The 19,349-nt window shown below is 55.0% G+C and carries 18 protein-coding genes; 10 read left to right on the forward strand and 8 right to left on the reverse strand.

Annotated elements, in window-relative coordinates; translation table 11 throughout:
• Nucleotides 1–39: 39 nt before the first annotated feature.
• Nucleotides 40–1,383, forward strand: a complete 1,344-nt coding sequence (locus tag ACQE3Z_RS13350; RefSeq protein ID WP_426974157.1) for a 6-phospho-beta-glucosidase — start codon at nucleotides 40–42, stop codon at nucleotides 1,381–1,383.
• A gap of 47 nt (nucleotides 1,384–1,430) precedes the next feature.
• A complete protein-coding gene (chbG, locus tag ACQE3Z_RS13355; RefSeq protein ID WP_426974158.1) occupies nucleotides 1,431–2,192 on the forward strand; it encodes a chitin disaccharide deacetylase in 762 nt (253 codons plus the stop codon).
• Nucleotides 2,193–2,273: 81 nt separating this feature from the next.
• Here the strand turns inward: chbG and ACQE3Z_RS13360 are convergent, their stop codons facing one another.
• The 3 genes from ACQE3Z_RS13360 to ACQE3Z_RS13370 are packed head-to-tail and all read right to left on the reverse strand — an operon-like array spanning nucleotide 2,274 to nucleotide 5,328.
• A complete protein-coding gene (locus ACQE3Z_RS13360; RefSeq protein WP_426974159.1) occupies nucleotides 2,274–3,326 on the reverse strand; it encodes a lysylphosphatidylglycerol synthase domain-containing protein in 1,053 nt (350 codons plus the stop codon).
• A complete protein-coding gene (clsB, locus tag ACQE3Z_RS13365; protein ID WP_426974160.1) occupies nucleotides 3,326–4,570 on the reverse strand; it encodes a cardiolipin synthase ClsB in 1,245 nt (414 codons plus the stop codon). The genes ACQE3Z_RS13360 and clsB overlap by 1 nt, the downstream gene beginning before the upstream one ends.
• Entirely contained in the window at nucleotides 4,567–5,328 is a 762-nt protein-coding gene (locus ACQE3Z_RS13370) for an endonuclease/exonuclease/phosphatase family protein (RefSeq protein WP_426974161.1), read from the reverse strand. Before ACQE3Z_RS13370 ends, clsB begins: the two co-directional genes overlap by 4 nt.
• A gap of 177 nt (nucleotides 5,329–5,505) precedes the next feature.
• Between ACQE3Z_RS13370 and ACQE3Z_RS13375 the strand changes: the two genes are divergently transcribed.
• From ACQE3Z_RS13375 to dusC, 3 genes are all read left to right on the forward strand, one after another.
• Complete coding sequence (locus ACQE3Z_RS13375) at nucleotides 5,506–5,898, forward strand: YbhQ family protein (RefSeq protein ID WP_250652182.1); 393 nt, start codon at nucleotides 5,506–5,508, stop codon at nucleotides 5,896–5,898.
• A gap of 237 nt (nucleotides 5,899–6,135) precedes the next feature.
• The gene (gene rhlE / locus ACQE3Z_RS13380; protein WP_426974162.1) at nucleotides 6,136–7,704 is read left to right on the forward strand and encodes an ATP-dependent RNA helicase RhlE; all 1,569 of its coding nucleotides are present in this window, start codon (nucleotides 6,136–6,138) and stop codon (nucleotides 7,702–7,704) included.
• A gap of 172 nt (nucleotides 7,705–7,876) precedes the next feature.
• Nucleotides 7,877–8,848 carry a tRNA dihydrouridine(16) synthase DusC gene (gene dusC / locus ACQE3Z_RS13385; RefSeq protein ID WP_426974163.1) on the forward strand — a complete coding sequence of 324 codons (972 nt, stop codon included), beginning with the start codon at nucleotides 7,877–7,879 and terminating at the stop codon, nucleotides 8,846–8,848.
• Here the strand turns inward: dusC and ACQE3Z_RS13390 are convergent.
• A complete protein-coding gene (locus ACQE3Z_RS13390; protein ID WP_426974164.1) occupies nucleotides 8,843–10,441 on the reverse strand; it encodes an inorganic phosphate transporter in 1,599 nt (532 codons plus the stop codon). The two genes, dusC and ACQE3Z_RS13390, sit on opposite strands and share 6 nt — an antisense overlap.
• 704 nt (nucleotides 10,442–11,145) lie before the next feature.
• Between ACQE3Z_RS13390 and ACQE3Z_RS13395 the strand changes: the two genes are divergently transcribed.
• The gene (locus tag ACQE3Z_RS13395; protein ID WP_426974165.1) at nucleotides 11,146–11,847 is read left to right on the forward strand and encodes a DUF481 domain-containing protein; all 702 of its coding nucleotides are present in this window, start codon (nucleotides 11,146–11,148) and stop codon (nucleotides 11,845–11,847) included.
• Nucleotides 11,848–11,891: 44 nt separating this feature from the next.
• Here the strand turns inward: ACQE3Z_RS13395 and ACQE3Z_RS13400 are convergent, their stop codons facing one another.
• A complete protein-coding gene (locus ACQE3Z_RS13400; RefSeq protein WP_426974166.1) occupies nucleotides 11,892–12,974 on the reverse strand; it encodes a L,D-transpeptidase family protein in 1,083 nt (360 codons plus the stop codon).
• 192 nt (nucleotides 12,975–13,166) lie between these two features.
• Nucleotides 13,167–14,981, reverse strand: coding sequence for a glycoside hydrolase family 15 protein (locus tag ACQE3Z_RS13405; protein ID WP_426974167.1), 1,815 nt, complete (start codon nucleotides 14,979–14,981; stop codon nucleotides 13,167–13,169).
• Nucleotides 14,982–15,095: 114 nt separating this feature from the next.
• Between ACQE3Z_RS13405 and ACQE3Z_RS13410 the strand changes: the two genes are divergently transcribed.
• From ACQE3Z_RS13410 to fetB, 3 genes are all read left to right on the forward strand, one after another.
• Entirely contained in the window at nucleotides 15,096–15,881 is a 786-nt protein-coding gene (locus ACQE3Z_RS13410) for an SDR family oxidoreductase (protein WP_426974168.1), read from the forward strand.
• 108 nt (nucleotides 15,882–15,989) lie between these two features.
• Entirely contained in the window at nucleotides 15,990–16,643 is a 654-nt protein-coding gene (gene fetA / locus ACQE3Z_RS13415) for an iron efflux ABC transporter ATP-binding subunit FetA (RefSeq protein ID WP_426974169.1), read from the forward strand.
• The gene (gene fetB / locus ACQE3Z_RS13420) at nucleotides 16,640–17,401 is read left to right on the forward strand and encodes an iron efflux ABC transporter permease subunit FetB (protein ID WP_426974170.1); all 762 of its coding nucleotides are present in this window, start codon (nucleotides 16,640–16,642) and stop codon (nucleotides 17,399–17,401) included. The genes fetA and fetB overlap by 4 nt, the downstream gene beginning before the upstream one ends.
• On the opposite strand, the gene ACQE3Z_RS13425 is transcribed toward fetB, so the two are convergent.
• Entirely contained in the window at nucleotides 17,398–17,973 is a 576-nt protein-coding gene (locus ACQE3Z_RS13425; RefSeq protein WP_426974171.1) for a DedA family protein, read from the reverse strand. The genes fetB and ACQE3Z_RS13425 overlap by 4 nt on opposite strands.
• A 177-nt stretch (nucleotides 17,974–18,150) precedes the next feature.
• On the opposite strand from ACQE3Z_RS13425, the gene ACQE3Z_RS13430 reads away from it, so the two are divergent.
• Nucleotides 18,151–18,738 (forward strand): Yip1 family protein, encoded by a 588-nt coding sequence (locus tag ACQE3Z_RS13430; protein ID WP_085067515.1) that lies wholly within the window; start codon nucleotides 18,151–18,153, stop codon nucleotides 18,736–18,738.
• Nucleotides 18,739–18,824: 86 nt separating this feature from the next.
• Here the strand turns inward: ACQE3Z_RS13430 and ACQE3Z_RS13435 are convergent, their stop codons facing one another.
• On the reverse strand, nucleotides 18,825–19,205 hold the full coding sequence (locus ACQE3Z_RS13435) for a HigA family addiction module antitoxin (protein WP_426974369.1): 381 nt from the start codon (nucleotides 19,203–19,205) through the stop codon (nucleotides 18,825–18,827).
• Between the last annotated feature and the right edge of the window lie 144 nt (nucleotides 19,206–19,349).

Genomic DNA, 19,349 nt, shown 5'->3' on the forward strand with positions numbered 1-19,349 from the left:
ATTTAATTTGCAGTGCCGCGCCACTGTACAGGAGTTCCTATGAGCAAAAAAGTGAAAGTCGTCACCATTGGCGGAGGCAGCAGTTATACCCCGGAATTACTGGAAGGTTTTATTAAGCGCTACGATGAATTACCCGTTAGCGAGTTATGGCTGGTGGATGTTGAGGCGGGTAAAGAGAAGCAGGATATTATATTCGATCTCTGCCTGCGCATGATTAAACGTGCCGGCGTGCCGATTACGCTCTATAAAACCCTCGACCGTCGCGCCGCGTTGGTTAATGCTGATTTTGTTACCACGCAGCTACGCGTAGGGCAATTAAAAGCGCGCGAACTGGATGAGCGTATTCCGCTCAGCTATGGCTATCTGGGACAAGAAACCAACGGGGCTGGCGGGTTATTCAAAGGGCTGCGCACCATTCCGGTGATTTTCGACATCATCAAAGATGTAGAGGAGATTTGTCCGCAGGCGTGGATCATCAACTTTACCAATCCGGCAGGCATGGTAACCGAAGCGGTGTTTCGCCATACCGGCTTTAAACGATTTCTTGGCGTATGCAATATCCCGGTTGGGATGAAAATGTTTATCCGCAACGTGCTGCAGGTAGCGCCGCAGGATAACCTGTCGATCGATCTCTTTGGCCTAAACCATATGGTGTTTATCAAAGATGTTCTGGTTAACGGCACCTCGCGTTTTGCTGAACTGCTGGAAGGCGTGGCTTGCGGAACGCTGAAGGCCAGCGGCGTAAAAAACATTTTTGATTTGCCGTTCAGCGCCGGGTTAATCCGCTCGCTGAAGCTGATCCCCTGTTCTTATCTGCTTTACTACTTCAGGCAAAAAGAGATGCTGGCTATTGAGACGGCCGAGTTCTACAAGGGCGGCGCGCGCGCAACGGTGGTGCAACAGGTTGAGAAGCAGCTTTTCGAGCTGTATAAAAATCCTGAGTTAGACACGAAACCCAAAGAGCTTGAGCTGCGCGGCGGGGCTTATTACTCCGATGCGGCATGCGAAGTGATAAGCGCCATCTATAACAACAAGCAAACCGAACATTACGTCAACTTCCCGCATAAGGGCCATATCGATAACATTCCAGCCGACTGGGCGATTGAAATGACCTGTACCATCGGGCGCGACGGTGCCACGCCCACCTCACGCATCAAACATTTTGATGAGAACGTCCTCGGGCTGATTTATACCATCAAGAGCTTTGAGGTGGCGGCCAGCAGGGCGGCGCTGAGCGGTGAATTTAATGATGTGCTGCTGGCGCTGAACCTGAATCCGTTGATTCACTCCGATAAGGATGCGGAAAGCCTGGCGCGCGATATGCTGCTGGCGCATCAGGCCTATCTGCCTGAATTTGCCCAGGCGATAGCTCAGCTGAAATAACCCGGTATCGGCGCCTGCTTCGGCGAGGCGTTCTCAAAGGGAGAATTATGGATAAATTGTTGATCGTAAACGCCGATGATTTTGGCCTTAGCAGAGCGCAAAATTACGGCATCATTGAGGCATACCGCGACGGCATTGTGACCTCCACGACCGCCATGATGAATGCGGCAGGCGCAGAGCATGCCGCAGCCTTAAGCAAGCTCCATCCTGAACTGGCCGTGGGCATGCACTTTGTCTTAACGCTGGGGAAGCCGCTTTCAGCGATGCCGAAATTAGTCAATGCGCAGGGCGAACTTGATAAAGGGATCTGGCAAAGAGCACAGACGGATACCTTGCCGCTGGAAGAGATCCAGCAAGAACTGGCCAGGCAGTTTGCACGCTTTATCGCCTTGTTTGGTCATGCGCCGACCCACATCGACAGCCATCACCATGTCCATATGATCCCGCAAATCTTTCCTATCGTCGAAGCGTTCGCGAAAGAGAAGGGGGTAGCGATACGCATCGATCGTCGCGAGATAACCGCGCATGGCATTAAGCTTCAGGGCGCAAAAAGCACGCAGGATTTCGCCACTGACTTTTACGGGGAGGCGATTACGGAAGCGTTACTGCTGGAGACGCTGGATAGGGCGCAGGCACGCGGGGTGCAATCTCTTGAGGTTATGTGTCATCCCGCCTTTATCGATCGCCCGCTTCTTACCAGCAGTTATTGTTGGCCACGGCTGGATGAACTTGATGTGCTTACGTCAGCATCGTTGAAATATGCGATTGCCGAACGGGGTTATCGGCTGGGAACATTCAGGGATCTATAGCTGCCGTTTTTAGCGGAAAGGCGTGCTGTCTGCGCATGTAGCTCAAACCCGGCATCATCAGCGTGATGCCGGGTGATATGGTTACTGTGTGAGTTTGCTGTGCGAGTTTAGCCTGTCGTCCGTTTCGTGTCGTTCCTGGTGCTTATCCTGTTCCGCCGGTTGCTCGTTATCTTGCTGCTGCATTTTTCGCTCGTTTTTTACCCGCAGATGTTTCGCCCGGCTTTCCAGCCACAGGTAAAGCACCAGTGCCAGTAGCAGCGGCAGGATAAAGTAGAGCACGCGATAGGCGAGCAGGGCGGCGATAATCTGCCCATGACCAGTATGCTCATCACGCAGCAACGCCAGAAATACCGCTTCCAGCACGCCGATACCGGCCGGGATATGGACTATCACCCCGGCGATACTGCTGATCAGTAACACGCCCAGCACTACCGGATAATTCACTTCCTGTCCCAGCAGCAGCCAGATGATTGCCCCCATGACCATCCAGTTAGCGCTGGAGATAGCAAACTGAAACAGCGCCATACGCAGCGAAGGCAACGCCAGTTTTTGCCCTTTGACTGTCCAGCGACGTCGTTTAGAAAAGGCGCAGGCGCCCAGGTAGGCAAGAACCAGCAGCGCCAGAATGCCGCCGATCAACCGCAGCGTCCCTTCGCCAATAAACCAGCCGGGCGGTACCGGCACCATACCGGCGGTAAAAATAATTCCCGCCAGCAGGATATAGCCGAGCCAGTTGGTGGCGATACTGAGAGAAAAAATACGGGTGATAGTGCTGCCGCTCAGCCCCAGCCGGGAGTAAAGCCGATAGCGCATCGCAACGCCGCCCACCCAGGTACTTAGCGTCAGGTTAAAGGCGTAACAGATAAACGACACCAGCATCACCTGACGTTTGGCCAGCTTATGACCGCAGTAGGCGCGGCCAATCAGATCATAGCCGCCGTAAGCGAGATAACTCAGGATCACCAGACCCACCGCGCTGAGAACCGCTATGCGGTTATAGTTGACGATCACTTTCCAGACATCTTCCCAGTCTACTTTGCCGGCATAGACTCCCAGCAGTACAATAACCGCAATAAAGAACAGCCAGGTGAGGATTTTTTTGGCCAGCTTCCATTTGGGATGGGCTTTTGACATCAGGATTTTACCCCTTGTTTTTCGCTATCAACGCGATCCTGGGTTTCCAGTTCCGGCTGAACCGGCGGCGGTACCTGCTTTACTTTAGGCGTATGGGCAGGCAACCAGCCGGCAATAGCAGGGAAATGGCGCAGGAAGTGGAAAACAATCACGCTTTTAGTCAGCTGCAGCCAGGTGCGCTTCGGTAGTTTATCTTCCCGTACGCGCACACAGTCTTTCTGTAACAGCTGCTCCAGATTATCGCGCAGCGTCTGGTTAAACTGTCGATCATGAATAATCAAATTTGCTTCCAGATTCAGCGACAGGCTAAGCGGATCGAGATTACTGGAGCCGACCGTGGCCCACTGTTGATCCTGTACCGCTACCTTTCCGTGTAGCGGACGGCGAATATATTCATACACCTCCACGCCGCCTCCTACCAGGTAGTTATACAGCAGCTCCGCGCCTACTTTAACAATCGGCATATCGGGTTCGCCCTGTACGATCAGACGCACGCGCACGCCGCGCTGGGCGGCATTTTTCATCTCGCGCAGCAGGCGATAGCCGGGGAAAAAGTAGGCGTTGGCGATAATCACATCCTGTTTAGCGTTGCTGAGCATCTCCATATAATGCTGTTCAATATCGTCGCGATGTTTATCATTATCGCGAAAAACAAACAGCGCCTGTGCATCGCCGGGCTTCTGGTTGCGCGCCGGGCGATGAGAACGTTGCCCCCACCAGCGGCGCGTATTCGCTTCGCTGCCAAAAGCCTCCGCTACAAAAGCACCGATATCGTCGACAATCGGCCCTTTAACCTCAACAGCGTAATCCTGCTTGGCTTCCGGGCCGAAATCGGTGTTGTGCTCGGCGGAAAAGTTAATGCCGCCGACAAAGGCGATAACGCCGTCGACAACCACAATTTTACGGTGCAGCCGACGGAAGACATTGGTGCGCATGCCCATCACCAGCGGGCGAGGGTCATAATAGAGAAAGCGCACGCCAGCAGAGGTAAGGCTGGAAATAAACTCATCAGACAGATCGGGTGAACCGTAGCCATCAACCATCAGCTCGATTTTTACGCCGCGCTTCGCGGCAGCCAGCAGTTCGCGATGCAGCGCCTTGCCAACGTTATCCTCAAACAGAATAAAGGTTTCCAACAGCACACTTTGCTGTGCGCGCTGAATCGCCCCAAATACGCGTGGGAAAAACTGTTCACCGTTTTCCAGTAACTGGATACGGTTACCATCGCGCCAGTTCATTGTCATAAGTGAATCTCCACAGCCAGCGGCGCATGATCGGAAAGATGAGACCAGGGCCGCACAGGTAATGCCCAGGGATGACTGGTTGCGGCGTTACGCACATAAATACGATCGAGGCGCAACAGCGGAAAACGCGCCGGGAAAGTGCGCGCCGGGCGTCCGTGCTTACGGCTGAATACCTCATCAAGATTGGCGCAACGTTTTAACATTTTATTGGCGCGCATTTGCCAGTCATTAAAATCACCTGCCACCACCAGCGGCGCATCGGAGGGCAGGGCGGCGATCATCTCGCACATCATCTTCATTTGCGCATGGCGATGCGCATCGCGCAGACCAAGGTGAACGCACATAACATGCAGCGTCTGATCGCGGTCAGGAAGCTGTAACTGACAGTGCAGTACGCCGCGCCTCTCGGTGCCCGCTACTGAAATATCGCGGTTCTCATACTCAACGATTGGGAAGCGGGAAAGCACTGCGTTGCCGTGATGCCCTTCAGGATAGACAGCGTTACGTCCGTAAGCGAAATCGTTCCACATGGTATCAGCGAGAAACTCATAGTGCGGGGTGTCCGGCCAGTTTTCCACCTGCAGTGGATGCACAGCGTGCGTACCCATTACCTCCTGTAAAAAAACGATATCAGCGGACGTCGCGCGTACTGCTTCGCGCAGTTCAGGTAAAATAAAGCGCCGGTTGAAAGTAGTGAAACCCTTATGTGTATTAATTGTCAGGACTTTAAAGGAAAATCCTTGCGCTTTTTGTGACATACTGGGGGCGCTCTCCTTTTGATTTTGATTTCCGATAAAGTGTAGTCTTTGTCACAAAAGGGCGCTGACTTCCGCCGCGTTTTGCGGCATTGTCCGAAAACTGCGTTACATTATGGACATCCGTCGTTGGCTTTGCCGACTACTTGGATCGCATTTAAACGCGATCAGGAGAAGAGAATGAAATGGTTTAACCGTATACAGATTGCCACTGGCCAACCCTGTCTGCACATTTCTTTGCATCTGGTGATGCTTGTGGCTCTGGTTTGGGGCTGGCGGGAACGGGCGTTGGTTGAAGTGAGCAGCGTACTGGTTGCCGCCTATGCTGCGGTATTTATCGCTATGCTGCTGACGCAGCGTATACCGCGTCTGCGGCGCACCGGTGATTTTTTAGAAGAGATCACCACCACCTACTATTTCGGCGCGGCGATGCTGCTGCTGTTTTTGGTTTCACGCATCCTGCATAACAATCTGCTGCTGGCCTGTCTGGGGCTGGTGATGCTGGCAGGACCGGCGCTGGTTTCGCTGCTGGTGAAAGAGCCGCCGCCGCGTATCGAAAAGAAACGTAGCTAAGCCTGCTGTTCTTCTGCTGTCAGGGCCGCCTTGTGCGGCCCTGGTTTTTTCTGCCGCACACGCTTTTTGACGCCACAGCGCCACGCCGCTATCGCCCCGACGTGTAAACTGTTACACTGATCTCATTACGCACCGTAGTTTGTGCCCTTTCAACCGCTTGCTCAACAAGCGTCATGATCTCCCCCCTGGAAACTGCACCGTTAACGACGGTCAGGGTGGAACCGGAGTTGAACCCCTATGTCCTTTGATTCTCTCGGCCTGAACGCCGATATTTTGCGTGCCGTGGCCGAGCAAGGCTATCGTGAGCCTACCCCTGTACAGCGCCAGGCTATCCCGGTGGTACTGGAAGGTCGCGACCTGATGGCCAGTGCCCAAACCGGCACCGGCAAGACGGCAGGCTTTACGCTGCCTATTCTGCAGCGTCTGAGCGCGAAACCGCTGGCGGCGAAAAGCCGTCGCCCGGTACGCGCATTAATTCTTACCCCGACGCGTGAACTGGCGGCGCAGGTAGGCGAAAACGTACGCGACTACAGTAAATATCTGAGTCTGCGCTCGCTGGTGGTATTTGGCGGCGTCAGCATCAACCCGCAGATGCTGAAACTGCGTGGCGGCGTGGATGTGCTGGTGGCAACGCCGGGCCGTCTGCTCGATTTGGCGCAGCAAAATGCAGTCGATCTGTCACAGGTAGAAATCCTGGTGCTGGATGAAGCGGACCGCATGCTCGATATGGGCTTTATTCATGATATCCGCCGCGTTCTGGCGCGCCTGCCGGCGAAACGTCAGAATCTGCTGTTTTCCGCCACCTTCTCCGACGAAATTAAAGGTCTGGCGGAAAAACTGCTGGATAACCCCAGCCAGGTTGAAGTTGCGCGTCGCAATACCGCTTCTGAACAGATTACTCAGCATGTGCATTTTGTTGATAAAAAACGCAAGCGGGAACTGCTGTCGCTGATGATTGGCCAGGGCAACTGGCAGCAGGTGCTGGTATTTACCCGCACCAAACATGGCGCGAACCATTTAGCCGAGCAGTTGAATAAAGATGGCATTACTGCCGCTGCGATCCATGGTAATAAAAGCCAGGGCGCGCGTACTCGTGCGCTGAGCGACTTTAAAGGCGGTCAGATTCGTGTGCTGGTGGCGACCGATATCGCCGCGCGCGGCCTGGATATTGAAGAGCTGCCGCACGTCGTTAACTATGAACTGCCCAACGTGCCGGAAGATTATGTGCACCGCATCGGTCGTACCGGTCGCGCCGCCGCAACCGGCGAAGCGATATCGCTGGTCTGTGTGGATGAGCACAAGCTGCTGCGTGATATTGAGCGTGTACTGAAGCGTGAAATTCCACGTATGGCGCAGCCAGGTTTTGAGCCGGATCCGAGCATTAAAGCGGAGCCGATCCTCAATGGCCGCCAGCAGCGTGGTGGCGGCGGTGGACGTAGCCAGGGCGGTCGCGCTCAGGGCGGCGATCGTCAGCCTTCAGGCCAGCGTCAATCCGCTTCAGCGGATCGTCAGCCGCGTCGCGCTTCCGGCGAACGTGATGGCAATCAGCCGCGTCGCGCCTCTGGCGATAGCAGCAATCCGCGTCGCGCTTCCGGCGAACGTGATGGCAATCAGCCGCGTCGCGCCTCTGGCGATGGCAGCAATCCGCGCCGCGCTTCCGGCGAACGTGATGGCAATCAGCCGCGTCGCGCTTCTGGCGATGGCAGCCATCCACGCCGTCTTTCCGGCGATGGCAATCAGCCGCGCCGTACTTCCGGCCAGCGCCCGGCACAGGCGCGTAGCGATAAGCCTTCCGGCAATCGTTAATTTCGCCTGGCTAAACACGGCTACCCTTGCGGTAGCCGTTTTTTTTGCTACATACCGCGTTAGCTTCCCGCTGTTTTTTTATCCGCTTCTGTAATAAACGCCTGCCCGGGTGATTCTCACTTTCAGGCAAAAGGCGTAAACTTGCGCGTCAATTTTGTCAAAGGTATTTCTCATGCGGGTGTTACTGGCGCCGATGGAAGGCGTACTTGATTCTCTGGTACGCGAATTACTGACCTCAGTGAATGATTACGATCTTTGCATCACCGAATTTTTACGCGTGGTGGATCAGCTGCTGCCGGTAAAATCTTTTCTGCGTCTCTGCCCGGAGCTACAGCACCAGAGCCGTACCTCTTCCGGCACCTTAGTCAGAGTTCAGCTGTTGGGACAGCATCCGCAGTGGCTGGCGGAGAACGCGGCGCGGGCGGTAGAGCTGGGTTCGTGGGGCGTCGATCTCAACTGTGGCTGCCCCTCGAAGCTGGTGAACGGCAGCGGTGGCGGGGCTACGCTGTTGAAAGATCCGGAGCTGATCTATCGCGCGGCTAAAGCAATGCGCGAAGCGGTGCCCGCTACGCTGCCGGTAACGGTAAAGGTGCGTCTTGGCTGGGACTCTGGCGAGCGACGTTTTGAAATTGCCGATGCGGTACAGCAGGCAGGCGCCAGCGAACTGGTGGTGCACGGGCGCACCAAAGAGGATGGCTACCGTGCCGAGGCGATTAACTGGCAGGCGATTGGTGAAATCCGTCAGCGTTTATCGATCCCGGTGATTGCCAACGGTGAAATCTGGGACTGGCAAAGTGCACAGGCATGTATGGCGACAACCGGCTGCGATGCGGTAATGATTGGTCGTGGCGCGCTTAACGTGCCTAACCTGAGCCGGGTTATTAAAGAGAATGCGCCGCCGATGCCCTGGCCGCAGGTGATGGCGCTGCTGCATCGCTACACCCGGCTGGAAAAGCAGGGCGATACCGGGATGTACCATGTGGCACGTATCAAACAGTGGCTGGGCTATCTGCGCAAAGCATATCCGCAGGCGGATATGCTGTTTACTACCGTCCGCACCCTGAAAAACTCCCCGGAGATCGCGGCGGCGATCGATCGTCAGTGCCAGCTGGCCGAGGCTTTATCACTTAACGAGGCGTTATAGCATTACCAGCAGCGTATAAAACAGCGCGGCCATTAGCGCGCAAGCCGGTAATGTCAGCAGCCATACCAGGCCCATGCGTTTCAGCGTTTGCCACTGCAGGGCGCTGCGATTCGCCACCATGCTGCCTGCGACGCCGCAGGTCAGCACCTGAGTAGTGGAAACCGGCAGGCCAAACTGCTCCGCCACGCCTAATGTTGTCATGGTGACCAGTTCGCTGCTGGCGCCCTGCGCTGCGCTAAGCGGCGCTTTACCGGTGCGTTCGCCAATGGTAATAGCGATGCGCTGCCAGCCGGTCAAGGTACCCAATCCCAGCGCCAGCGCCACCATGATTTTTACCCACCAGGGGATTAGGCTGCTGGCGTGATTTAACTGTCCGGCCATCGCCGTCAGCAGTGCGCGCTCATTATGCGTCAGCGGCACAGGGCTGTTTACCAGCTGATGCAGGGTTTTGCTGGTCAGCGACATTTGCAGGCGCAGGCGGGTTGCCTCACTTGTTGAGAGCCGATCGAAGCGGGTCAGGGCGCTCAGCTGTTGATGCAGGCTGCCCGTCACTTTGCCCAGCGCTGGCAATACCTCTTGCTGCCAGCGCTGCTGCTGTAAATAGCGCTGCAGTTCACTTTCTGCCATCGGCAGTGTGAGATCGCTGCGCTGCGGCAGCTGCGCCTGCGCCTGTGCGGTCAGCACGGTTAAGCTGGCTATTTCGCGCTCCGGCAGAGTGCGGTTCAGGGCAAACGTGCCCGGCAGCGCGATCAGCAGGATGACCATAATCAATCCCATACCTTTCTGCCCGTCGTTGGCTCCGTGCGCGAAAGAGACGCCGCTGCTGGTCAGCAGCAGCATGCCGCGCAGCCAGAGCGGAGGAGGGCGTTGCAGATCGGCAGCCTGAGTGAGCTGGCGATTCGGCAATAGCGCCTTCATTGCCAGCAGCAGCAGCCCGGCGGCGACAAAACCCAGCACCGGCGACAGCAGCAGCGCCCAGCCAGCCCAGCCAGCCTGATGCCAGTCGATGCCGGTCAACGCGCCATTGCCGTTCAGCAAGCTACTGGCACCGCCCACGCCTACCATCGCTCCCAGCAGCGCATGAGAAGAGGAGGAAGGGATAGCGAAATACCAGCTGGCAAGATTCCAGCTAATCGCCGCCAGCAGCAGGGCATAAATCAGCGCGTAGCCATGACGGGCATCCAGTTGCAGCAGTCCCTCTGCTGGCAGCAGAGATATGACGCCCCAGGCCACCACGCCGCTTGCCAGCAGCACGCCCAACATATTCGCAATGGCGGAAATCAGCACTGCCCGCCCCGGGGAGAGCGTACCGGTATAAATTACTGTCGTAACGGCATTGGCGGTATCGTGCACGCCGTTAACAAAAACAAAGCCCAGAGCCAACAGCAGGGCGCCGCTCAGCAGCAGGTCAGGAGTAAAAACGTTGCCCGAGGCGCGCATCTCAGCCGCAAGCTGTGCCATCATCCAGCCGATCGCTACCAGCAAAAGCAGGCCAGCCATTGCCATTCGCAGACGCTGTTGTCGACCGGATCGTGCCGGATAAAGCGTGGGGAAGCGTGAGGTATAGCGGGCAAAGGTGCTGTAATCGCTCATATCACACCGTAAAATTATGGAATGCTCCTGTGGTGATACGCTTTTTATATGACAACAGTATGACGTGATGGAAAGGCCGGCAGCAAAGACATTCCCTGCGCACGGCAAGCCACAACCGCAAAGAGAGTGAGATAAAGCGTCAAGGGAGAAATTAATGCGGCCTAATAACAGTAAGCCGCTTTCATATTGTTATGATCTGTTGTTCAGATAACGATTAGCGAATAAATCAGTGCTGCCTGATGAAATAGCATATCAGGGTGATAAAAAGAGAGTGGCAATTAGTCGCAGCCCGCCGAGATAAACGGTGGCGGGCTGCGTGACGGAGCAGGAATAACATTCCCTGGTGTGAAAAAAAAGAAAGAAGATATTTATTTATCACCTTTCAGGTGATGAAAGGATTATTGATAAAGTTTTATTTTCCGTCAACCGTTTATTTGTAGGCTACAGGATAAAAATAGATAATTTTATTTACGGTTAATGTCTGCTTAATGATAATTGATTTTGTGCTAATTAATAATTAACCTTAAAATAAAAGACATATTATTATTCAAACGAGATGGCGTTATTTATCATCCCGCCAGCGACGAGAAAGTGACGTTCACCGCGCCGGTAAATAGTGGTTTCAGAATTATCTTCTCTTTTACTGCTGCCGGTTCGCTGCCAGGCTTACTCCTTTGCCCGTCAGGGATCTAAGAAACCAGGCCATGCTCTATTTCAACATTTCCCGCCTCCTTTTTCCTGCCCTCTGGCTGGTTGCGCTGTGGTGCAGCGCAGCGATGGCCGACACCGTTTGGCTAAAAAATGGCGATCGCCTTAGCGGTAACGTACGCTCGCTGGAAGACGGAAAATTAATTATGGATACCGACTGGGGCGGTACGCTGTCACTAAACTGGCGCGCAGTCAGCACGCTTAACAGTAAAAACCTGGTTACTTTACGCAATAGTCAGACTGGAGAGAGTTATAGCGTCAAACTGGAGGCGGCTGAAGCGGGCTGGCTGACGGTGGTCAGCAGTAATCAGCAGGAAGAGAAGGTCGCGGTTTCCCGTATCGACGATTTTATGAAAGCGAAAGTCAAAAGCGAGCGGCTTAACTGGAGCGGCAACGTGGATGCAGGCATTAACCTGAAACACGCATCGACCGAAACGCAGGATACCCATTTCTCTTTCAACAATAAAATTAGCCAGGGTAAATGGCGGCATAATTCCGGCGCAACCTGGAATCGCGAAACAGAAGACGCCAGCGTCAAAACCTATAATTACAGCCTGCGCTATGCGATTGATTATACCTTTCGTGAACAGTTCTTCTGGCAGGGACGCGCCAGCTATAAGCGTGACTGGGTTGAAGATCTGGCGCATCAGGCGCTCATCGGCACCGGGCCAGGCTATCAATTCTGGGATAAATGGTAAAAAAAAGGGCGATAATCATCGCCCTTTTTGATACTGCTTTATGCTCAGGAACCACTATTTTCGTCAGCAGGCGCTACAGGCTGAGATTGATCCACAGGCGCAGGGTTGCCGTTTTGCTCGGCAGCATTGGTCGGCAGCGTCTGATTTGGTGCCTGGGTATCAGCATTTTGCGGAACCACTGGCTCAACCGGCGCTTCTTCCGCTAATCCGTTAACCTTCACCGGCATACCGGAGCGCGCTCTCATCGCCTGATCGACGATCGTCTGGTTTACGCTGGCGTCAGACAAGATTTTGCTCACCGCAGGCGTTAACGTGATCGGTACCGGCGCACGCGATTTAAACTGCTCTTCAGTAGTGGAGAGCGGATTATGGATCTCAACATAACGCGAACCATCCGGCTCTACCGACGCCTTAACCGGCTGATCGATAAACTGCACGCGCGTGCCAACCGGCACGTTATCGAACAGCCATTTAATATCGTCAGCACGCAGACGTACGCAGCCGTGGCTTACGCGCAGGCCAATACCGAAGTTAGCGTTGGTGCCGTGAATCGCATAGAGGCGACCGATATAAAGCGCATAAAGTCCCATCGGGTTATCCGGACCGGCCGGGAACACTTCAGGCAGCGTCTCGCCGCGCGCGGCGTACTCTTCATGCATTTTTTTGGTTGGCGTCCAGGTCGGGCCCGCTTTTTTGCGCTGCACGGTGGTGGTCCAGTCTACTGGGGTATCCTTGCCCAGTTCGCCAATGCCGATAGGCAGCACGACAACGGTTTTGGTGCCTTTCGGGTAATAATAGAGACGCATTTCGGCGCTGTTGATGACAATCCCTTCACGCGGCGCGTCGGGCAGAATCAACTGGTGGGGAATAATCAGTTTTGAACCGGCCTGCGGCAGATAAACGTCAACGCCGGGGTTGGCTTCGAGCATATTGCTCAGGCCCATTTGATATTGTGCAGCAAAAGCTTCCAGAGGAAGTTTGCTGTCCTGCGGGATGGTAATTTCCAGGTTTTCTCCCGTCAAACGGCTGTTGGCCGGAGGCAGAGGATAAACCACAGCAAGCGCCTGCTGGCTAAATGCCACCAGTGCTACTGCCAGTGAAGCGATCGCGCGAATGCTCTTTTTCATCTTATTTCAATTGATTAATGCCATTAAATGGCTTGTTAGAGAGTCGACCCAGGTGCGGCCATTGTGACCGGCTGCACATTATATGTGCATAACCTCTGATTGTGGAACCAGGATTTTTCGTAACCGCACCAGCTTTCCTTAACTCTATGTCATTTCACACAATCTTGCCGGGCCTGAAGGCATTTTTTACATTCAGGGCTGCCATTGCGGGTCATCGCCATCCAGTTTGCGATTCAGGAAAAAGGCGGCGCTGATCAAAGCCAGATGGCTGAGCGCCTGCGGAAAGTTGCCCAATGCGTAGCCATGAAAATCAAACTCCTCGGCATACAGGCCCAGCGGACTGGCGTAGCTCAGCAGCTTCTCAAACTCGAAATGCGCCTCCTCAACCCGTCCGGCCCGCGCCAGACACTCCACGTACCAGAATGAACAGGCCACAAAGGATCCCTCACGACCGCTTAGCGCATCGGCAGGCGTCTCTTCACGGTCATAGCGCCAGACCATACCGTCGCGCACCAGCTTCGCCTTGATCGCATCCAGCGTTGAGAGCCAGTCGGGATCGGTTGCGCCCACAAAGCGCACCAGCGGCATCAGCAACATCGAGGCATCCAGCGATTTACCGTGGCGCGTAGCGGTAAAGTGTCCCTGTTCAGGATCCCAAAAATCCTGCCAGATCTCCTGGCGAATTTCGCTGCGCACGCGATCCCAGCGCTCATAGGGCATCGGTAACGATCGTTTCATGCCAAGGCGCAGCGCACGATCCAGCGCCACCCAGCACATCAGGCGCGAGTGCAAAAAGTGTTGCGGTTCGCCGCGCATTTCCCAAATTCCGGCGTCCGGCTCCTGCCAGTGCTCGCACAGATAATCAATGGTGCTGCAGACGTTGCGCCAGCCGCGCTCAGAGATCGCCTCGCCATACTTGTTGGCGAGATAAACCGCATCCATCAGTTCGCCGTAAATATCGAGCTGCGTTTGCCGCCAGGCATCATTACCGATACGTACCGGACGCGAATCACCATAGCCGGAAAGATGCGGCAGCTCGCTTTCATGCAGCTCGGTGGCGCTGTCAAGGCGGTACATGACCTGCAGCCGCTCTTTGTCATGATGGCTGTTTTCCACGCAATGACTTACCCAGTGCGTAAAGCGTTTCGCTTCATCAACATAGCCAAGGCGCATCAGGGCATAAACGCTAAAAGAGGCGTCACGGATCCAGGAGGCGCGATAGTCCCAGTTACGTTCGCCGCCCAGCTCTTCCGGCAGTCCGAAGGTTGCGGCGGCGGCAATCGAACCGTGCTGCCACGAGGTCAGCAGCTTCAGCGCCAGCGACGAGCGTTTCACCATCTCCTGCCAGCGTCCGCGCCAGTTGCTTTGATGGCACCAGCTGCGCCAGTAACGTAGCGTTTCCTTAAAGCAGATATCGGTTTGCAGGTTATCCAGATGCTCATCCTGCGCGCAGCCGAAAATAAATTCCGCGTGCTCGCCCGTTTTCAGGGTAAAGCTCGCTACTGCCGCCTGACGATCCAGAGAGAGCGGTACGGTGGCGGTCAGGCGCAGCGTAGGCTGGCCGTCGGCGCTGAACAACACGGCATTATCGCGCAGCTTCGCTTTGGGTGTGGCGCGTGCATAGTCATGCACCGGCGCGCAGCGCAGCGAAAAACGCCCCTCGCCGCGAACCATCTTCAACCGGCGAATAATGCGCGGTTTGGTGTCCTGTTGCTCGCAGATCGGCATGTAATCGGTAATTTCCGCTACGCCTTCGGCAGCCAGCCAGCGTGTTTGCAGAATATTGGTATCCGGCAGGTAGAGCTGCTGGCGGCGGCTCGCTTTCCACTCTGGCGTCAGACTAAAGACGCCCGCCTCGTCACTGTCCAGCAGGGCAGTGAATATCGAAGGGCTATCCAGATTGGGCCAGCAAAAATAGTCGATAGTGCCATCGTCCGCCACCAGTGCGCAGGTACGCAGATCGCCAATGACGCCGTGATTACCGATAGGTCGTTTGATATCAGCCATGCCGTTCCCCGGTTGCGCTGTGTGAACTATTACTATAGCCAGGCTGGGCGGCGGCGGCGGGCAGAGCAGCTATACTTGCTGTTCGTTTATTGAGCGTGACAGAGGAGTAAAGCTATGCCGACAAACAAGGTTGCAGTGGTCACCGCATCGGATTCCGGTATCGGGAAAGCCTGTGCGGTGATGCTGGCAGAGCAGGGTTACGATATCGGCATTACCTGGCGTTCGGATGAGAAGGGCGCGCAGGAGACAGCTGAAGAGGTGCGTAAGCTGGGACGCCAGGCGGAACTGGTGCAGATGGATCTTTCCGATCCGCAGCTGGGAGGGGAAGCGCTGGCGTCGCTGATTGAGAAGCTGGGTCGCATCGATGTGTTGGTGAATAATGCCGGTACCAACGTTAAGGGCGACTTTCTGGATATTGCCTTTGATGACTGGCGCAAAGTTTTTACCGTGGATGTCGACGGCGCTTTTGTTTGCGGGCAGATTGCTGCGCGTCAGATGGTCAAACAGGGCGAAGGCGGTCGCATTATCAATATCACCTCGGTGCATGAGCATACGCCGCTGCCGGGTTCGGTCTCTTATACCGCGGCTAAACATGCGCTGGGCGGCCTGACCAAGGCGATGGCGCTTAGCCTGCTGCCACAGAAAATTTTGGTTAACGCGGTCGCGCCGGGCGCTATCGCCACGCCAATGAACGATATGGAAAATGCCGACGCGCACAAGGTTTCCCTGCCCACTATTCCTGCCGGTCGCCCCGGCGATACGCGCGAAATCGCCAGCATGGTTGCCTGGCTCTGCTCTGAGTGGTCTGGCTATACCACTGGTCAGTCTTTTATTATTGACGGCGGCTTTATGCTCGCTAATCCGCAGTATGCCGCCGCGCAACAGCAGGCCGCTCAGTAATTTCCGGCGCTTTAGCGCGCTTACGGGGCAGGCTGCTGCCCCGTTTTGCTTTTCCGTTCCGCCTCCTTCCGCGTTATTATTTGGCGCACAATCAAGAAGGAAGCGTATATGGCTATGGAGATCCCACTGCTGGCGGTACGTGACGTCAGCTATCGTCTGGCGGATAAAATGCTGCTGGCGCCTCTCTCTTTTACTTTGCAGCAACATGAAATCGTCTGGCTCACCGGTGCTTCGGGCAGCGGTAAAACCACATTACTGAAAATTCTTGCTTCGTTACTGCCGCCCAGCAGCGGCAGCATCGCGCTTCGCGGCGAGGAGAGCACCACGCTAAAGCCGGAGACCTGGCGTCGCCAGGTCTCTTACTGTTTCCAGACGCCGCAGCTGTTTGGCGAAAGCGTCTATGACAACCTGGCTTTTCCCTGGCTAATCCGTCAGCAGCGGCCTGAAAAGCAGGCGCTGCGCGCCAGCCTGGCGCAGCTGAATGTAGACCCGGAAATACTCGAGCAGCCCATCGGCGATCTTTCCGGCGGCGAACGGCAGCGGGTGGCGCTGCTGCGCAATTTACAGTTTCCTCCGGCGGTTCTGCTGCTGGATGAGGTTACCAGCGCGCTGGATACAGAGAATAAAGCTCAGGTAAAACAGCTTATTCGCCAGACGGTGCAGCAGCAGCCGATGAGCGTGCTCTGGATCAGTCACGACCCGCAGGAGATCGACGATGGCTCCCGCATTATCTCTTTAACCCGCATGGACGCAGCGCAATGAATCATCCCGAAATTAGCAATACCTCGCTGGCGCTGGCCTTTATGCTGGTGCTGGTGGCCCTGTTTGTCAGCCAGAAAGAGAAGCTGGGACTGCATAAAGATATTTTATGGAGCGTGGCGCGTGCCATCATTCAGCTCACCCTGGTGGGCTACGTCCTGCACACGCTGTTCGATTTTAATAACCGCTGGCTGACGCTGCTGATGGTGCTGTTTATCTGTATCAATGCGGCGCTGCATGCACGCAAACGCAGTAAACGCATCGGTAACGCCTTTGTTATCTCTTTTACCGCCATTACTTCCGGCACCGCCCTGACGCTGACCATTCTGGTATCAAGCGGCGCGATTGATTTTGTGCCGATGCAGGTGATTCCGGTTTCCGGCATGATTGCCGGTAATGCGATGGTGGCAGTGGGATTATGCTACGCCCAGTTAAATCAACGCTTCGCTGATAATCGTCAGAAAGTGGAAGAGATGCTGAGTCTTGGCGCATCGGTTAAACAGGCTTCGGCAACCCTGGTACGCGACAGCATTCGCGCCGCGATGAGCCCAACGGTGGATGCGGCGAAAACCGTGGGGCTGGTTAGCCTGCCGGGCATGATGTCAGGCCTGATCTTTGCCGGTATCGATCCGGTGCTGGCGATTAAATATCAGATCATGGTGACCTTTATGCTGCTGGGAACGGCGGCGATCTCAACAATCATCGCCGCCTGGCTCGGCTATCGGCGCTTTTATAACGCCCGCTCGCAGCTGGTATTTTAATCGGCGTTTCGCCGCGACCAGCGGCGAAACGCCAGACGCAGCAGCAGCACAAACACCACCGCACCAGCCAACCACAGCAGATGCTTCAGATGATGATCGAGGCGATGCAGCCAGGGCGTGATCATCTCACCGGCAAAATAGCCGAGCGTTACAAAGACCAGTGACCAGATAAAGGCACCGATGGCATTAAAAATCATAAATTTCAGCGGACTGAGGCGGCTGGCACCGATAATAATGGGTCCGATAATGCGAAAGCCGTACATAAAGCGCACGCCAATAATAAACAGCACCGGATAACGACGGATCAGGCGATTGGCGCGCTTCAGTTTGCCCTGATGTTTCTTAAAGCGCCGCAGTATGCGGGAACCGAATCGACGACCAATATAGTAAAGCAGCTGATCGCCAAGAAAGCCGCCGAGCATCACCGCCAGCACCACGCCGCTATAGCGCAGCAGCTTTTCGTGCGCCATGATGCCGCCCAGCAGCGCGAACGTTTCCCCTTCGGCAATACAGCCAATAACCACGGCCAGATAACCATACTGCTGAATAAACTGGTTGATATCGAAATGCAAAACGTACCGTCCCTTTTAGCCTTAGCGTCAGGGTAAGTGTACACCTCGTTAACTCTGCCTTGCGAAAAAAGGCGATACGGGGAAAAGGTTGCGCCCGTGATTGGTGAAAAAATAGGCAGATGACGTATACTTAAGTCACCGTCGCCAGATTGGCGGCAAGGTACTGAGGGCTATATCATGAATCATGTCTGGGGCCTGCTGGCGCATCCCGATCGGGAAATGCGCAATATCGAACGGGAAAACGAAAGCGTTTCCCACCATTACACCCATCACGTTTTACTGATGGCGGCGATTCCGGTGATTTGCTCCCTGATTGGTACCACCCAGATGGGATGGTATCTCGGCGGAGGGCGCTCGGTTCCGCTCGCGCTGTCGACCGGACTGATGCTTGCCGTGCTGTTTTATCTGTTAATTCTGGGCGGCGTGGCGGTAATGGGTCGGGTCATTCACTGGATGGCGCGTGATTATCCGCAGCGTCCCAGCATGCAGCGCTGTACGGTTTTTGCCGGCTATGTCGCTACGCCGCTGTTCCTGAGCGGCATCATCGCGCTTTATCCGGTTGTCTGGCTCTGCGTGCTGGCAGGAGCAATCGCGCTTGCCTGGACCGGCTATCTGCTCTACGTGGGCATTCCGCAATTGCTTAATATCGATCGCGATGAAAGCCTGCGTTTTTCCGGCTCAACGCTGGCCATCGGCATTCTGCTGTTTGAGGTGTTGCTGGCGCTAACGGTGCTGCTGTGGGGCTACGGCTTCCGTATGGGATAAGCCGCTTGCCTGCGCACAGACACTGCCGATATTTTGGTCTTGCTAAAAAAGCCACCTGCGGGTGGCTTAATCATGCTTTTAAAGCTTTATGCGATATCTTTAATCGCCACTTCACGGCGAGCCAGGAAATCACTTACTGTACCTATACGGTTAAGTTCTTCCTGGGCACGGGTATCATTTTCTACCTCCCATATATTTACAGCCGACTGAATATTTAGCCAAAAATCCACGGTTGTATCGAAAGCCTTTGCCAGACGAAACGCCATATCTGTAGTGAGTTTGCGATGATTGTTAACTAAAGCGCTGACCGTATTGCGGTGGACGTTAAAGGAGGCTGCCGCATTGATCATATCAAGTTTACGTGCAAGCGTAGTTTGAAGATCAGGCGGTATTTTGCTGGCTGGCGTTGCGTATTGAAAAAAGGCGTCCAGCCAGGCATCACGGAAGCTTCCAATGCTTTTTAATATTCCCTTTTATCCTTCTAATCCCTGTGCGCTAATCTTAACGCACTCATGCACCGTGCTCAGGTGCGTGGGCGCGGTGACGCTTTTTCATAAAGACAATTTCTTGCCCGTTTACGCCCGGAAACGAATCTCTGATAGGAATTTACT

Origin of the sequence: Pantoea sp. FN0307 (genome assembly GCF_050113815.1) — a bacterium.
Classification (GTDB): domain Bacteria; phylum Pseudomonadota; class Gammaproteobacteria; order Enterobacterales; family Enterobacteriaceae; genus Mixta; species Mixta alhagi.

Excerpts from the sequence above, each read along its gene's own strand:
- ACQE3Z_RS13350 (WP_426974157.1), top strand. The coding sequence starts at position 40 with ATGAGCAAAAAAGTGAAAGTCGTCACCATTGGCGGAGGCAGCAGTTAT.
- chbG (WP_426974158.1), top strand. The coding sequence starts at position 1,431 with ATGGATAAATTGTTGATCGTAAACGCCGATGATTTTGGCCTTAGCAGA.
- ACQE3Z_RS13360 (WP_426974159.1), bottom strand. The coding sequence starts at position 3,326 with ATGTCAAAAGCCCATCCCAAATGGAAGCTGGCCAAAAAAATCCTCACC.
- clsB (WP_426974160.1), bottom strand. The coding sequence starts at position 4,570 with ATGACAATGAACTGGCGCGATGGTAACCGTATCCAGTTACTGGAAAAC.
- ACQE3Z_RS13370 (WP_426974161.1), bottom strand. The coding sequence starts at position 5,328 with ATGTCACAAAAAGCGCAAGGATTTTCCTTTAAAGTCCTGACAATTAAT.
- ACQE3Z_RS13375 (WP_250652182.1), top strand. The coding sequence starts at position 5,506 with ATGAAATGGTTTAACCGTATACAGATTGCCACTGGCCAACCCTGTCTG.
- rhlE (WP_426974162.1), top strand. The coding sequence starts at position 6,136 with ATGTCCTTTGATTCTCTCGGCCTGAACGCCGATATTTTGCGTGCCGTG.
- dusC (WP_426974163.1), top strand. The coding sequence starts at position 7,877 with ATGCGGGTGTTACTGGCGCCGATGGAAGGCGTACTTGATTCTCTGGTA.
- ACQE3Z_RS13390 (WP_426974164.1), bottom strand. The coding sequence starts at position 10,441 with ATGAGCGATTACAGCACCTTTGCCCGCTATACCTCACGCTTCCCCACG.
- ACQE3Z_RS13395 (WP_426974165.1), top strand. The coding sequence starts at position 11,146 with ATGCTCTATTTCAACATTTCCCGCCTCCTTTTTCCTGCCCTCTGGCTG.
- ACQE3Z_RS13400 (WP_426974166.1), bottom strand. The coding sequence starts at position 12,974 with ATGAAAAAGAGCATTCGCGCGATCGCTTCACTGGCAGTAGCACTGGTG.
- ACQE3Z_RS13405 (WP_426974167.1), bottom strand. The coding sequence starts at position 14,981 with ATGGCTGATATCAAACGACCTATCGGTAATCACGGCGTCATTGGCGAT.
- ACQE3Z_RS13410 (WP_426974168.1), top strand. The coding sequence starts at position 15,096 with ATGCCGACAAACAAGGTTGCAGTGGTCACCGCATCGGATTCCGGTATC.
- fetA (WP_426974169.1), top strand. The coding sequence starts at position 15,990 with ATGGCTATGGAGATCCCACTGCTGGCGGTACGTGACGTCAGCTATCGT.
- fetB (WP_426974170.1), top strand. The coding sequence starts at position 16,640 with ATGAATCATCCCGAAATTAGCAATACCTCGCTGGCGCTGGCCTTTATG.
- ACQE3Z_RS13430 (WP_085067515.1), top strand. The coding sequence starts at position 18,151 with ATGAATCATGTCTGGGGCCTGCTGGCGCATCCCGATCGGGAAATGCGC.